Consider the following 14,863-nt stretch of genomic DNA (forward strand, 5'->3'; position numbering starts at 1 on the left):
CGTCCTTCGCGCCCATGCGGGGCCCGGCCCGAAACGCCTATCTTCATGCCGTCCGCGAAGCGCCGAAAGCCTTCGCACCTTTGCGAAGCTGCGCTCTGCGCGGTCTTAGCGCATTATGGTAACGCAGATTCCCCTCGAGAAGGCGAAGCGTTGCACGAATGAAATCTTGGGAAGCCGAAAGTCTGAATGCGACCGAAAAGACGCCGCCCGAATCGACCGTCAAACGACGCAGCAAACGGATAAAGACGCCCGCTACACCATTCGCTGCGTCGTTTTACCCCTGCGTCACGCCGTCGTAACATCGTAGAAACAAACGTGCTTTAATCTGCTTTGGCAGTACAAGGAGGCGCACTACAGCGCCTCAATACCTTCAATATCGCAGGAGGCAGCATGTCTTACGCAGCACGCGTCATCGAACAGGTGAAGGCGAAAAACCCCAATGAACCGGAATTCATCCAGGCCGTCACCGAGGTTTTGACCTCTATCGAACCCGCTTTGGCAGCTCATCCCGAATACGAAGAAGCAGGGCTTCTCGAGCGCATGGTGGAGCCCGAGCGCGTCGTGATGTTCCGCGTTCCCTGGGTTGACGACGCAGGCCATGTGCAGGTCAACCGCGGCTACCGCGTGCAGTACAACAGCGCCCTGGGCCCCTATAAGGGCGGCGTGCGCTTCCACCCCTCCGTCAACCTGTCCATCATCAAGTTCCTCGGCTTCGAGCAGTGCTTTAAGAACAGCCTGACCACGCTGCCTATGGGCGGCGGCAAGGGCGGCGCCGACTTCGACCCGAAGGGCAAATCCGACGCAGAGGTCATGCGCTTCTGCCAGAGCTTTATGACCGAGCTCTCCCGCCACATTGGCGCTGATACCGACGTTCCCGCGGGTGACATCGGCGTCGGCGGCCGCGAGGTAGGCTACATGTTCGGCCAGTACAAGCGTCTGCGCAACGAGTGGACCGGCGTGCTCACCGGCAAGGGCCTGTCCTTCGGCGGCTCGCTCGCCCGCACCGAAGCAACCGGCTACGGCCTCGTCTACCTGGTTCAGGAGCTGCTCGCTCAGAAAAACGATTCCTTCGAAGGCAAGACCGTCTGCGTCTCCGGCGCCGGCAACGTTGCCATCTACGCAACCGAGAAGGCTCAGCAGCTCGGCGCAAAGGTGGTCACGATGAGCGACTCCACCGGCTGGATTCACGATCCCGAAGGCATCAAACTCGATGTCGTCAAGCAAATCAAAGAGGTGGAGCGCGCCCGCATCTCCGAATACGCGAAGCGCGTCCCCGGTTCCGTATACAACGACGGCCGCGGCGTCTGGAGCATCCCCTGCGACATTGCGCTTCCCTGCGCGACGCAAAACGAGCTCTTCATTGAGGATGCGAAGAACCTGGTCAACAACGGCTGCAAGATCGTAGCCGAGGGCGCGAACATGCCCACCACGCTCGATGCCACCGAGTATCTCCAGCAAGCAGGCGTCGCATTCTTCCCCGGCAAAGCATCCAACGCAGGCGGCGTTGCAACGTCCGGTCTTGAAATGAGCCAGAATTCCGAGCGCCTTTCCTGGAGCTTCGACGAAGTAGACGCCAAGCTCAACGGCATCATGGTCAACATTTTCCACGCATCCAACGATGCAGCCAACGAGGTGGGCGCTCCTGGCAACTACGTCGTAGGCGCGAACATCGCGGGCTTCAACAAGCTTGCCAACGCCATGATGGCCCAGGGCATCGTCTAATTCCGAAGCATCGTCTTCCATCGCCTTATCCAAACGGACGCACCGCACTCGCGGCGCGTCCGTTTTCTTTATGAGGCGTCAGGCTGCTGCGCGCCGAAGACCTCGTGTGCGCGGGGCTTTCCCCGTTGCCTGCCGCAGGCGCAGACGCCTCCATGCCCCTTCGAGCCAGGCCGTTGCTTGAGATGCACGAATTGACACGCAACCGTTACGAACGAGGGTCAGCACGCCGCCGAAGACAAGAAAAACCCTTCCGAACGGAAGGGTTTTTGCGAGTTGCAATCTATCCGAAAACCGGGCGACACTTCCGGTTTTCATTCGTCATGAATCAAGACGCCATTTCTATGCAATTTCACGCATATCGGCACAGGTACTACGTGAAATCAGAGAGCATACCGAACGTAGGCGACTGAATACCAACTCCTAGAATGCTCCCAAAATAAGAAGAGCAATAACTCCAATACACGAAAGAGCCCAGATAGATGCGATGGTATACAGTACAGGGGTGCAAGCCGTCTTCAAGGTTGCTTCACGTTCGGTCATTCTGATCACTCCTTTGGTCTAGCAAATCCTTCCCTGCCGATGGCGCCATGGTATCACCGAACAAACGAAAATTCGAGGGGTTAAACGGCCAGTTTTTATTTATAACATTCACTTGTTTGCATAATTGTAATCAATAGGTCTTATAAGCTTGTTAAAACTCACTATAATCCCAGGTCATATATTATTTTTTACGATGCATACATGCAGTTTTCCTGCATACTGCGAAAGATTGGAAGCCGTTTTTCATAAAGTTTTTCCTCACTCGACCAATCCAATGCGCTTTTCTTCTCATTTATGAAGGATTCGTGGATAAGAAGGCAAAACCACGACCTGAAAGCAGGAGAGATGGCAAGCAAGAGGGCGATGCGGATCCGCATCGCCCTCTTGCTTCACGTAGAAAAAACGCTAGCGGGACGCAATCGTTCCGTCGGAGCAGACCGCACAAGGCATGGACCAATCGACATGGTCGCTATGGAGCAGTTCTTCGGCCAGCTCCGATAAAGGCTTCTCCAAAAACGTTTCGTAGCAAGCCTGGACCGCAGGGTTTTCATGGCTGAACCGAATAGCACTCTTCGCGTCGATCGCCCGCAGAACGCCTCCGCGCTCCGCAGCAAGCTCCCTTCCTTCATGGATCGGCTGCCCGCCGCCTCCCGCGCACCCTCCCGGGCACGCCATAACCTCGACGAAATCGTAATGTACGTCTCCGCGTTGTATGGCGGCGCAAAGCGCGTCGGCGTTGGAAAGACCGCTCGCGATGGCAATGCGCAGCGAGCGCCCCGCAAGGTCGAAAGTCTTTTCGCGCCAGCCGAATTCGGCGCCTTCGTGGCGAATTTCCTTGAAGGCATCCGGCTGAGGGTTCTTTCCCGCAACCAGATAATAGGCGGAACGCAATGCCGCCTCCATGACACCGCCCGTCACGCCGAAGATATGGCCGGCTCCCGAGGCGATGCCGAGCGGAGCGTCGAAGTCGCGTTCTTCGAGAAGCCCAACGTTCAAGAATCTCGATTTAATCTGTCTCGTCAGCTCGCGCACCGTCAAAACCGCGTCAACGTCGAAGCCGGTTCCTGCGGCGTCCATGCCCGGATATGCACATTCCGCTTTCTTGGCGACGCAGGGCATGTATGACACGACGAAAAGACGAGACGGGTCTACGCCGAGAAGCTTCGCATAGTACGTCTTCGCCAAGGCGCCGAAAATCTGCTGGGGCGATTTCGTCGTGGAAAGCTTCGAGACAAGTTCCGGGTATCGCGCCTTGAGAAAGCGGACCCAACCCGGGCAGCACGACGTGAACATGGGGCCATCGCCGCCTTTGCCCAAACGGTCAAGCAGCTCGCTGCCTTCTTCCATGATGGTGACATCTGCGGCGAAGTCGGTGTCGAAGACGTAATCGAAGCCCAGGCTTTTTACGGCAGCCACCATACGCCCAACGCTCGCCTTGTCCTTCGCAAGGCCGAGCCCCTCATGCCAGGAGGTTCGCACGGACGGGGCGATCTGGGCGATAGTGGTGATCTCGGGGTCGTCTATGGCGTCGAACACGCGCGAGACGTCGCTGCGCTCATGCAGGGCCCCAACAGGGCAATGCGTGATGCACTGCCCGCAGTAGGAGCAGTCGTCCTTCGCCACCGCGTCGACGCGACTGCGCGAGCCGGAGTCCACAAGCCCCCACACAGACAGGGCCTGCACCTTCGAGCACACCGAGACGCATCGCAAGCAGGAGATGCACTTCGCAGGCTCTTTCACCAAGGGGTAGCGATCGTCGACGGGAGACTCGTCAAACGAAGTCTTAAACGAAACCTCATGGATACCCATGGTGTCGGCGAGCTCCTGCAGGCGGCATGTTCCGTTTCGAAAGCATGTGGGGCAGCGTCGGTCGTGACGCGAGAGAATGAGCTTCAGGTTCATCTTGCGCGAAGAACGCACGCGCTGCGTATCGGTGCGGACTTTCATCCCGTCGAACACGGGACTGTTGCACGCGGCCACCAGATGGTCTATGCCCTCGACTTCGACGAGGCATATACGGCATGCACCTATTTCGTTATAAAGCTCGAGATAACACAGCGTGGGTATGTCCACCCCCGCGATGCGCGCCGCCTCGAGCACCGTTGCCGAACGAGGAACGCTCACTTCTATATCGTCGATGGTCACGCAGACCTTCGAGGCATCGGACTGGACGCGGCATGCGTCTTTCTCCATATTCCCTACCATGCGAGCCTTCCTTCCTTGCGCAAGATTCCGCACCCGAAATGATCGCAGTTCAGACAACGCGCCGCCTCCTGGCGCATTTCGCGATCGGAGAAACCGTATTCGACCAATTCGAAATCCCGTCGGCGTTCCTCGCCGGGACGCTCGCCCAAAACAGCGCGGCCGCAGGCTATGCGGTCTTCGAGGCGGACGGGAGGAAGGTCGATATCCAAAACGAGCTCGCGATGAAATCCCAGGTCGCGATCGATCGTTTTGGCTGCGGTCTGACCGTCGGCGATAGCCAGAATCGCCGTTGCAGGACCCCTCATGCAATCGCCGCCTGCGTAGATGCCCTCCATGGCAACGGCGCTCAGGTCTTCTTCGACGAAGAAAGACCCTCGCTTGCACGTCATTCCTTCTTTTTCAAACGAACAGGCCTGAATCTCCTGTCCGATGGCCACGACCACCACATCGCACGGCAACGCCGTCTCGTCGCGATCGGCCGGCATGGGAGAAGGCCTGCCCCCTTTGACGGGACCGATAATCTGGGGCTGCACCACAAGCGAAACAGCTTCGCCCTCGCCGTTGCATTCTATGCGCAAAGGAGCCATCAGGTCGGCGATATGGCATCCGTCGGCAACGGCGCCCTCGATCTCCTCCGCGAGCGCCGTCATGTCCGCCACGCGTCGGCGATACACCACGGTCACGCGATCGGCCCCCAAGCGGACGGCTGTGCGCGCAGCATCCATGGCAACGTTGCCGCCGCCAACGATGCAGACCTTCTTTCCGCGCCAATCGTATGGACGGCCCTGCGCCACCTCCCTCAGGAGCTGCACAGCGGACACCACGCCCCGAGCGTCCTCGCCCGGCATGCCGACCTTCTTATCGCCGTGAGCGCCGATGGCCACATACACCGCATCGAATTGGCTCCTGAGCTCGGAAAGCGATATGTCCGTGCCCACTTCTACGCCGCAATGAATCTCAACGCCCGCCTGTTCGATCGAGCGCACTTCTTCGTCGAGGATATCTTTCGGAAAGCGATAGTTCGGAATTCCGTAGCGAAGCATGCCGCCCGCCTTTTCGAGGCGCTCGTAAACATCGACCCGATGCCCAAGCCGTGCCAGGTAGTACGCGGCAGAAAGACCCGACGGGCCGGCCCCTACGACGGCGACTCGCTTGCCGGTCGAAGCGAGGCGGCGCACATCGCGAGGACGAAAGGCGTGGTCCACCGCGTAGCGCTTCAGGCCGCGGATGTTCACGGCGTCATCCACCATGGCCCGACGACACGTGTGCTCGCACGGATGCTCGCAGACGTACGCGCAAGCGGAAGGAAACGGGTTGTCTTTTCTGATAAGCTCGACCGCGTCGTCGAAGCGACCTGCGGCCGTAAGGGCGATATAGCCCGGAACGTCCACATGGGCAGGGCACGACACCACGCAGGGCGCCCCTTGAGACGAGCTGCGCAGGCAGCTGCCGTGCGCCATATGCTGCTCGAAGTCTTCGCGAAATGCGCGGATGCTTATCAAGGCCTGCTCGGCGGCCTGATATCCGATCGCGCAATCGGAACTGACGCGAATATGCTCCGCGAGCTCCTCGAGGTCTTCAAGAGCTCCTTCGTGCGCGCGCCCGTCGATGATTTCCTCGAGCATATCGGAAATGCTCGCAAGGCCGATGCGGCACGGGACGCACTTTCCGCAGCTTTGGGCATGAGCTACGCCTACATGCGCACGCGTCATATCCACGGGACACGTTCCTCGCGCGGTTGCGCCAAGACGGCGCGCCGTCGCCCCGCATTGCCCGCTCATTGCCGCGAACAATCCCGTTTGCGGCGAAGGGTTCGCTATGCTCATGAAGCCTCCTGGATGTCGACGATAGGGCGTTCAAGCCCGCCTGTGCGCTTTCGGAGCCATTCGGCGAATCCGAAAGCGTAAGAGACGCATCATCTTACCAGGCTGTCGCTTCAAAGAAGCCGACAATACCCGAGGAAATGCGGACGTAACAGGCGCCGCGTCCTACGGCACCTCCGTAAGAACCTTCGTCGACGCCACATTGCCGGGCGCAATCATGAGAACGCCGACGTCACCTACCTCAGGCGCATCGAAATACAATGTTCCGTCGATGGTCTCGGCCATGGAAAAGCGGTCGCAGCGCTTGAAGGAGATGACCACGTCCACGCCTTCGACCGCGCAAAACGGCGTCGGGTCGGTTGTCAGAGCAATCACCGTATCCACTTTCGCCGCAGCGAATCGGTCGAGGATGTCCTGGATATGCTCGACAAGGCCTGGATCGACCGATTCCGGGTCGACGGAGGAGAAGATGTCGGAAACGCTGTCGTAAGCGCCGGTCGTGCGCGTAGTGACCGTTTCGTTCGTGATGCCGAAAATCCCCGGGGAGGTCTCGGTCTGCGTCGTGGTGGTCTTCGTGGTGGTCTGTTTGGGGACAACCAGCTCGGAGACCATATCCGGAGTCAGACTGAAAATGCCGTAAGTATGGCCCTGCTTCATAACGATGCGTCCGGTCATGTAATCCTGGAACGAATCGGGACCGACTTCCATGACGGAGGCGTTCTTCTCGCTGTAATGCGTCCGCGCCTCTTCCAGGGTGACCGTCTGCGAGGACGAATCCGACCCGCCCTCTTCGTTCTCCGGCGAATCGGGAGATGCGTCCGAATCCGACGAGGGAAGAGCGGTTCCCTCGAAAAGCACGACATCGTAGCCCGTCATATCCCCCGCGATATCGTCAATGCTGGTGGCGGCCACGTTGAGATTGTGCCCCGCATTGATATAAGACGTCAGGATAACGAAGCCGGCAAGCACGAGCGCCCCGAAAACGCCGAGCGCAATGAACTCCCGCCTTCTCTGAGAGTGACCATCCGCCGACCGGTCGCGTGCCTCGAGCAGACGCCGCGCTTCTTCCGAGCAGCGAAAAGCCTCTTCTTCGCATTGGCAAAGATCGCCTTCGGCGCCTTCGTCTTTCATATGCTCGTCTTTCTGCATGGCATCCCCCCTACAGCAAATCGCGCAGGAAACGCCCCGTGTGGCTTTCGGGAACCTTGGCCACTTCTTCCGGGGTTCCGCACGCCACGATGGTGCCGCCGCGGTCGCCGCCCTCGGGACCGAGGTCGATGATGCGATCGGCGCATTTGATCACGTCGAGATTGTGCTCGATGACAAGAACGGTGTTGCCCTTGTCCACCAGGCGCTGAAGCACGTCAAGCAGCTGGCGCACGTCTTCCATATGCAGGCCCGTCGTGGGCTCGTCGAGGATATAGAAGGTCTTGCCGGTCTGCCGACGCTGTAGCTCGCTCGCCAGCTTCACGCGCTGAGCCTCGCCGCCCGAAAGCGTGGTGGCGGGCTGCCCAAGGCGAATATAGCCAAGACCCACGTCGAAGAGCGTCTGCAGCTTGCGGGCGACGCCCGGGATGTTTTTGAAGAACTCGAGTGCCTCTTCGACGGTCATGTCCAAGACGTCGTAGACGGTCTTGCCACGATAGGTCACCTGCAGCGTTTCTCGGTTGTAACGCTTGCCTCCGCACACTTCGCAAGGCACGTAGACGTCAGGAAGAAAATGCATCTCGATTTTGATCTGGCCGTCGCCTTTGCACGCTTCGCACCTGCCGCCGCTTACGTTGAAGCTGAAACGGCCGGGCGCGTATCCGCGAGCCTTGGCCTCCTGCGTGCTGGCGAACAGCGCGCGTATATCGTCCCACAGCCCGATGTAGGTGGCGGGGTTGGAGCGAGGCGTGCGGCCGATGGGGCTCTGGTCGATATCGATGATTTTATCCAGGGCCTCATATCCCGTGAGCTTTCGGTATGCGCCCGTGCGGTGATGGGCCCGATTGATGCGGTTCGCCAGCGCAGGGGCAAGCGTGTCGGTAATAAGCGAGCTTTTGCCCGAGCCCGAAACGCCCGTGACCACGGTAAGCGTGCCGATCTCCACCTGCGCCGTGACGTTTTTCAGGTTGTTCGCCGAAGCGCCCGTGATTTTGACCGAGCCGCGCTTCGGACGCCTTCGCTCGGACGGAACGGCGATGCGCCGCCTTCCCGAGAGGTAATCGGCCGTGAAGCTTCCCTCGGCGGCCGCGACCTCCTCCGGAGTGCCCGCAGCGACGACGTAACCGCCGTGCTCTCCTGCACCGGGCCCCATATCTATGACGAAGTCCGCATGGCGGATGGTGTCTTCGTCGTGCTCCACCACGATGACCGTGTTGCCCAAATCGCGCAGATGCTCCAGTGTCGCAATCAGTCGCTCGTTGTCCCTTTGATGCAGGCCGATGGAGGGTTCGTCGAGGATGTAGAGAACGCCCATGAGCCCCGCTCCGATCTGGGTGGCAAGGCGTATTCGCTGCGCTTCGCCGCCGGAAAGCGATGCGGTTCCGCGTTCGAGCGTGAGGTAGTCCAAGCCCACGTCCACCAGAAACTTCAAGCGGGCGCGAATCTCTTTCACGATAGCCGAACCTATGGTGGCATCGCGCTCGGAAAGCGCCAAACCGTCGAAGAAAGCCAGGGAATCCGCGGCGGAGAGCTCGCAGACCTCGTGGATGTTCCTGCCGCCCACCGTGACCGCCAAGATCTCGGGGCGCAGGCGTTTACCGCCGCAGGTGGCGCAGGGAATGGTGGCGAAGTATTTCTCGTATTTCTCACGCTGGGAATCGGACTGCGCGTCCTTGTAGCGGCCCATGACGGCCTCGCAGGCACCCTCCCAGTCGATGAACCAGTAGGTCTCCCGTCCGTCGACGGTGACGTAATCGACCCGCACCTTTTCGTCCTTAATGCCATACAGAAGCGCATCGCGCACCTTCTTGGGCAGGTCTTCCCACGGCGTTGCAGGGTCTGCGCCCATATGGGCGCAGACCGCACGAAGAACCTGCGGATAGTAATTGCCCGTGGCAAACGGCGCGATGGCGCCCTCGTTCAGCGAAAGGGACGGGTCGGGAACCAGCAGGCTCGGATCCACCTCTTCGCGGCTACCTAGGCCCGCGCAGTCAGGGCAGGCGCCGTACGGGGCGTTGAAGCTGAAATCGCGCGGCTGGAGCTCGTCCATCGAGTGGCCGTGCTCAGGACAAGCCAGCGCGAGCGAGAAGAAATGGTCGCCCGCAGAAACGCCTGTGAAGCCAGGAGTGCTCTTCTGCGGGTCGTCAGCGACTTTGGCGTCATCGAGAACGTGGACGACCACGCGGCCCTCGCTGAGCTTCGTGGCGACTTCGACCGACTCCGCGATGCGGCTCGTTGCAGAAGCCTTCAATACGACGCGGTCGACCACGACGTCGATCGTATGCTTGAATTTCTTGTCGAGTTTGATCGGCTCGCCCTCGAGCTTGCGGACTTCGCCGTCGATACGGACGCGGGAGAAACCTTCTTTCTGAAGATCTGCGAGTATCTTCGCATGCTCGCCCTTGCGCCCCACCACGACCGGGGCCAAGATCATGGCGCGCTTGCCCTCGCCCAGCCCCAGGATTTCATCAGTGACCTGGTCGGTAGTACGCTTCTTGATTTCCCTGCCGCATTCGGGGCAATGAGGCACGCCGACGCGCGCGTACAGCAGGCGCAGATAGTCATAGATTTCTGTGACCGTGCCCACCGTGGAGCGTGGATTTTTCGACGTAGTCTTTTGGTCGATCGCGACTGCGGGAGAAAGACCGTCGATGCTATCGAGGTCGGGCTTGTTCATCTGCCCGAGGAACTGGCGCGCATAGGCCGAAAGGCTTTCGACGTAGCGACGCTGGCCTTCGGCATAGATGGTGTCGAAGGCCAAGCTCGACTTTCCGCTTCCCGACAGGCCGGTGATCACGACCAGCTTGTCACGCGGGATGGCCACGTCGACGTTTTTCAGATTGTGCTCGCGAGCGCCGCGTATGACGATGGAATCGCTTGCCACATCAAGCCCCTTTTTCCGAGTATGCGAAATTACAGCGCCACGATTGTAGCGCATGGCGGAACAGAGCCGAACAAAAGTACGTGATTTCCTCGGTTCGTCCAAAACGGGTGCACAAAATGCGCCGCGCTCTGTGACCGACGCCCTTCGAAGCGCCGCGCAATCGCGCTGCGGCCGACAGGCTTCGGCGCAAAGCGCCTGGTGTCTTTACATCCCCGGCTTCACCAGACCGCTCTCGTAAGCCGCCACGACCAGCTGGGCGCGGTCGTGCGCATCGAGCTTGCTCATGATGCGCCCCACGTGCGTGCGAACGGTGGCCGGCGAGATGACAAAATCGGACGCGATCTCTTCGTTGCTCATGCCGCGACCCACCATGGAGAGAATCTCGCGTTCGCGCTCGGTCAAACCATCGATGGTCGAGCCGTCGAAACGGGACTTGCGACGCGATTGCGCATAGGTCTCGACAAGACGGCGGGTGATGGAAGGGTCGATGAGCGCATCGCCCTGTGCGACGACGCGCACCGCGCGAGCGAGCTCTTCGGGCTCCACGTCCTTGAGAAGAAACCCGCTCGCCCCCGCCGCAAGGGCGTCGTAGACGTATTCGTCCAGGTCGAACGTTGTGAGAATCAAGACGGCGGTATGCCGCGTTTCGGGGTCGTCGGAAAGCAGGCGCGTTGCCTCAATCCCATTTTTCCGCGGCATGCGGATGTCCATCAGCAGCACATCGGGACGCATCCTTTTGGCGAGCGCGACCGCATCGAACCCATCCACGGCCTCCCCCACCACTTTGATGCCGGGAAACGACGAAAGAATGAGACGAAACCCCTTGCGCACCAAATCCTGGTCGTCGGCTATCGCCACGCGAATCACATCTGGAGCATTCGTACCCCTAGAGTCCATACCGACCGCCTTCCAACGGTATCTCAGCCTTCAGCACGCACCCGCCGTGCGAACCGTCTATCGAAAACACGCCGCCGAGCGCTTCTATGCGTTCCTTCATCCCTTCGAGCCCGTGGCCCGGAGCCGATGCGGCAACGTCGTCTGCGAGCCCTACGCCGTCATCGGAAAAGACCAGGGATGCCTGCGTTGCCGTAGAACGAAGGAGGATGTCGACCGAGTTCGCCTGCGCATGGCGGACGGTGTTCGTTGCCGCCTCCCTCACCAGGGAAAACAGCGCCATATCCACGATAGCGGGAACGTCTTCTCTGCGGTAGCCCTTCGTTGCGCACGTAACCTCCAAAGAAGCCCTGCGAAGGTATTCGACAACATCGGCCAGACGCTCCGTGCCTTCGGAAGGGGCGGTCTCGGGCTTTTCGTCCCCTCGAAGAACGCCGATCATGGAGCGTATCTCGTCAAGGGCGCCTTTCGACACGAGGCGAATATCCGCAATGGCTTCTTTCGCTGCAGCAGGGTCGGAATCGACCAGGCGCTCAGCGGCGGCAGCCTGGATGGCCACGGCGGAAAGGGAGTGCGCCGTGATGTCGTGCACGTCGCGCGCGATGCGCACGCGCTCTTCGGCGACGCGGCGAGCGGCAAGCTCTTCGCGGCTTCGCTCGGCCTCTTCCAGGCGACGGTGCGTTTCCGCCATGTAGGCCCGATACGTCCTGAGAGCGAATCCGGCAAGCGCCGCAGCAACGACGAAGATGAGGTTTTGCGTGCGCATGACCGTGGCAAGCGTCTCGCTCGGAAGAGGCGTGGGGGCAAGCAGCATCACCGTTGCCGTAAGAAGGCCGGCAACGACGGCGTGCCGCCTGTCGAGCAGATAGCTCAGGCTGCACACGGCCACCATGGGACCGATCGCCGAAAGGGCGAATCCGGACATGTAGCCGCTCGAGAAAAAAAAGCACGCGAGAACGATCGCAAGCGTCGGCCACGGCGCCACACGACGAAGCACGAGCGGAAGCGTCGTGAAAGCCAACGCGCCGTAGGCGTACATGTTGGGAACGATGTTGACAAGCCCCGCCATCTCCCGAAACGGACCGTCCACGTAGATGACCGACGTCGACGCGAGAAAAAGTTGTCCGCAGCCGAACAAAAACGCGATTAAGGCGATGCCCGCATCGACAACCCAGTCGCTGGCGCGCAGGGCATCCTCTTCCGCAGGACGAGCGGCATCGAGAAAGCGACGCTGCTGCACGTCGTCGGAAAACGAGGAAAACCTCTGCCGCAGGGTATGCATCGTGTTTTTCATCATCACCTCATGCTAAGGCAGGCATCCGCCGCATGCCATACCGTATTCAACGTAACCTCGCGCTCTGCGTGCGGGGACTAACCGCGCGGATGGGCTCGATGGTGCTCGCTTTTCAAGCGCGCTGGGGAAACGTGCGTATAGATCTGAGTCGTGGACAGGCGGGCATGGCCGAGCATCTCTTGGACGCTGCGCAGGTCAGCCCCACCCTCCAAAAGGTCGGTCGCAAATGTATGGCGCATGTCGTGAGGGCTCAGGGAGGCATCCAGGCCCGCAAGCAAGAGGCTCTTCTTGAACATCTTGCGCAAGGCGTCGGTCGTCATCTTATTGCCGCGCGTCGACACGAAGAAATGCGGGCACTCCTTGCCGCCCAGCAGCGCAGGGCGGGCGATCCACGCATAAGTGCGCATGGAGTCCACGGCAAGATCGTGCAACGGAATGATTCGCTCCTTGCCGCCTTTCCCGAATACCTTAGCCTGCTTGAGGTCGAAATCCACATCGCAAGCAAGCAGGTCGGAGGTCTCGGAGACGCGAGCTCCGCATGCATAGAGAAACTCAAGGATAGCCTTATTTCGCATATCCTCGGGTTCGTCGCTTCCCGCATACGCGCCGAGCAGCTTCGCCATCTCGGCGGCAGATATGACCCGCGGCAGGCGCTTCGCCGCCTTCGGCCCTTGAAGAACGCTTACGGGATCTGATTCCGCATGCCCGCGCGCGACCGCCCAGCGGAAAAAAGAGCGAAGCGCGGAAAGATGCCTGTTGATGGTACGCCGCGAATATGCGGCACGGTCGAGCTCGGAGAGGTATCCGCGCACCTCGCGATGCGTGGCGCCTAAAGGATCGACTCCCGCCCGATCGGCCCACGAACCGTAGCTTGCAAGGTCGGCCCTGTAGCTGCGAACGGTATGCGGGGAGGCGTTTCTTTCGGCCTCGAGCATCGTGCAGAATCGGTCGACGAGCCCCGCGTAGCGCTCGTTCGCCTCCGACAAATCCTGGGGCATGGCCTAGAGCACCCCCGCTTCGCGCAGGTCGTCAACGTACGCGCGAAGCGCGCGTTCTCCGCGCTGGGCATAAGCGGCGTAACGCTGCTGCTTATTACGGATGCGCTCGGCGAAAGGCTCCATAATGCCGAAATTGACATGCATCGGCTGGTAGTCGCAGGTGTTTTGATCGGTGGCGTAAGCGAGCAATGCCCCGAACGCCATGTCGCGAGGCATGGGCGGCATGGTCGATCCCGACAGGTCGGCGTAGACGCACAGAGCCGCGTAAAGACCCGACATGATGGCCTCGCAGTACCCCTCCGTTCCCGAAAGCTGACCCGCTATATGAAGAGGCACAGGACAAGAGGTCTCGCGCACGCGAAGCGTCGCATCGAGCAGCTTCGGAGCGCACACGAACGTATTGCGATGCATAACGCCGTAGCGGGCGAATTCGGCATGCTCCAACCCTGGAATCATGCGAAAGACGCGGCGTTGCTCGGGAAAGGTCAGATTGGTCTGGAACCCGACGAGATTGTAGGCGGTCAAATCCGAGTTTTCGGCGCGAAGCTGCACCGCCGCCCAGGGGCGACGGCCCGTTGCAGGATCGGTAAGCCCGACCGGCTTGCACGTACCGAACCGAGGAGCGTCATGGCCCTTGCGGGCGATCTCCTCGATCGGCTGACACGCCTGGAACAAATCGTTCGTCTCGAAATCCTTCTTGATGACACGCTCGGCCTTCAGGAGCTCGTCGATGAACGCATCGTAGCTTTCCTTGGTGAACGGGGCGTTCAGGTAGTCCCCGACGGCATCCGACTCGTAGCGAGACTGCCTGAACAGCACCGTCTCATCAAGGGAGTCGGCCATGACGATCGGAGCCGCGGCATCGAAGAACGCGAGGTTCTCAGACCCCGTTTCGCGGGCTATCCATGACGCCAGGGCGTCGGAGGTAAGCGGGCCCGTGGCAAGAACGACGGCATCGGCATCCGACGGGGGCTCTTTTACCTCTCCCACGATGTAATCGATGTTCGGATGGTCTTTCACCAGACGCGTCACGCCTGCAGAGAAGACATCGCGGTCAACCGCAAGCGCCCCTCCCGCCTCGACACGGGCGCGATGCGCCTGCTCGATGAGAAACGACCCCATGGCGGAAAGCTCCGCTTTGAGCATGCCCGCGGCGCTTTCCGGCTTCATGCTCTTCAACGAGTTCGAGCAGACGAGTTCAGCGCAATCCGATCCGTGATGCACCGCCGTCTTCGTTTCGGGGCGCATCTCATACAAGCGTACTTGGACGCCGCGCGAAGCAAGCTGCAAGGCCGCTTCACTTCCGGCGAGGCCGGCACCGATGATGTTCACTGTTTTTTCCATCGGCAAAGCATAC

Annotated in this window: 9 protein-coding genes; 1 reads left to right on the plus strand and 8 read right to left on the minus strand. The window is 60.4% G+C overall.

The window, feature by feature from the left end:
- The first annotated feature begins 390 nt into the window (after positions 1 to 390).
- Positions 391 to 1,722 carry an NADP-specific glutamate dehydrogenase gene (gene gdhA, locus HMPREF9451_RS04660; protein WP_009139150.1) on the plus strand — a complete coding sequence of 444 codons (1,332 nt, stop codon included), beginning with the start codon at positions 391 to 393 and terminating at the stop codon, positions 1,720 to 1,722.
- A gap of 945 nt (positions 1,723 to 2,667) precedes the next feature.
- On the opposite strand, the gene HMPREF9451_RS04670 is transcribed toward gdhA, so the two are convergent.
- The 8 genes from HMPREF9451_RS04670 to trmFO form a co-directional block, all read right to left on the minus strand.
- Positions 2,668 to 4,467 carry a [FeFe] hydrogenase, group A gene (locus HMPREF9451_RS04670; RefSeq protein ID WP_009139152.1) on the minus strand — a complete coding sequence of 600 codons (1,800 nt, stop codon included), beginning with the start codon at positions 4,465 to 4,467 and terminating at the stop codon, positions 2,668 to 2,670.
- On the minus strand, positions 4,461 to 6,293 hold the full coding sequence (locus tag HMPREF9451_RS04675) for an NAD(P)-binding protein (protein WP_009139153.1): 1,833 nt from the start codon (positions 6,291 to 6,293) through the stop codon (positions 4,461 to 4,463). The genes HMPREF9451_RS04670 and HMPREF9451_RS04675 overlap by 7 nt, the downstream gene beginning before the upstream one ends.
- Positions 6,294 to 6,455: 162 nt before the next feature.
- Positions 6,456 to 7,439 carry a hypothetical protein gene (locus tag HMPREF9451_RS04680; protein WP_009139154.1) on the minus strand — a complete coding sequence of 328 codons (984 nt, stop codon included), beginning with the start codon at positions 7,437 to 7,439 and terminating at the stop codon, positions 6,456 to 6,458.
- A gap of 10 nt (positions 7,440 to 7,449) precedes the next feature.
- Complete coding sequence (gene uvrA / locus HMPREF9451_RS04685) at positions 7,450 to 10,320, minus strand: excinuclease ABC subunit UvrA (protein ID WP_009139155.1); 2,871 nt, start codon at positions 10,318 to 10,320, stop codon at positions 7,450 to 7,452.
- A gap of 204 nt (positions 10,321 to 10,524) precedes the next feature.
- On the minus strand, positions 10,525 to 11,217 hold the full coding sequence (locus HMPREF9451_RS04690; protein ID WP_009139156.1) for a response regulator: 693 nt from the start codon (positions 11,215 to 11,217) through the stop codon (positions 10,525 to 10,527).
- Positions 11,207 to 12,496 (minus strand): sensor histidine kinase, encoded by a 1,290-nt coding sequence (locus tag HMPREF9451_RS04695; RefSeq protein ID WP_083851848.1) that lies wholly within the window; start codon positions 12,494 to 12,496, stop codon positions 11,207 to 11,209. Before HMPREF9451_RS04695 ends, HMPREF9451_RS04690 begins: the two co-directional genes overlap by 11 nt.
- An 89-nt stretch (positions 12,497 to 12,585) precedes the next feature.
- A complete protein-coding gene (locus tag HMPREF9451_RS04700) occupies positions 12,586 to 13,506 on the minus strand; it encodes a tyrosine recombinase (RefSeq protein WP_009139158.1) in 921 nt (306 codons plus the stop codon).
- A 3-nt stretch (positions 13,507 to 13,509) separates the two neighbouring features.
- The gene (gene trmFO, locus HMPREF9451_RS04705; protein ID WP_040626055.1) at positions 13,510 to 14,850 is read right to left on the minus strand and encodes a methylenetetrahydrofolate--tRNA-(uracil(54)-C(5))-methyltransferase (FADH(2)-oxidizing) TrmFO; all 1,341 of its coding nucleotides are present in this window, start codon (positions 14,848 to 14,850) and stop codon (positions 13,510 to 13,512) included.
- Positions 14,851 to 14,863 lie beyond the last annotated feature (13 nt).

Origin of the sequence: Slackia piriformis YIT 12062 (genome assembly GCF_000296445.1) — a bacterium.
GTDB classification, from domain to species: Bacteria; Actinomycetota; Coriobacteriia; order Coriobacteriales; family Eggerthellaceae; genus Slackia; species Slackia piriformis.

Excerpts from the sequence above, each read along its gene's own strand:
- HMPREF9451_RS04675 (WP_009139153.1), bottom strand. The coding sequence starts at position 6,293 with ATGAGCATAGCGAACCCTTCGCCGCAAACGGGATTGTTCGCGGCAATG.
- HMPREF9451_RS04670 (WP_009139152.1), bottom strand. The coding sequence starts at position 4,467 with ATGGTAGGGAATATGGAGAAAGACGCATGCCGCGTCCAGTCCGATGCC.
- HMPREF9451_RS04695 (WP_083851848.1), bottom strand. The coding sequence starts at position 12,496 with ATGCATACCCTGCGGCAGAGGTTTTCCTCGTTTTCCGACGACGTGCAG.
- trmFO (WP_040626055.1), bottom strand. The coding sequence starts at position 14,850 with ATGGAAAAAACAGTGAACATCATCGGTGCCGGCCTCGCCGGAAGTGAA.
- gdhA (WP_009139150.1), top strand. The coding sequence starts at position 391 with ATGTCTTACGCAGCACGCGTCATCGAACAGGTGAAGGCGAAAAACCCC.
- HMPREF9451_RS04700 (WP_009139158.1), bottom strand. The coding sequence starts at position 13,506 with ATGCCCCAGGATTTGTCGGAGGCGAACGAGCGCTACGCGGGGCTCGTC.
- HMPREF9451_RS04680 (WP_009139154.1), bottom strand. The coding sequence starts at position 7,439 with ATGCAGAAAGACGAGCATATGAAAGACGAAGGCGCCGAAGGCGATCTT.
- HMPREF9451_RS04690 (WP_009139156.1), bottom strand. The coding sequence starts at position 11,217 with ATGGACTCTAGGGGTACGAATGCTCCAGATGTGATTCGCGTGGCGATA.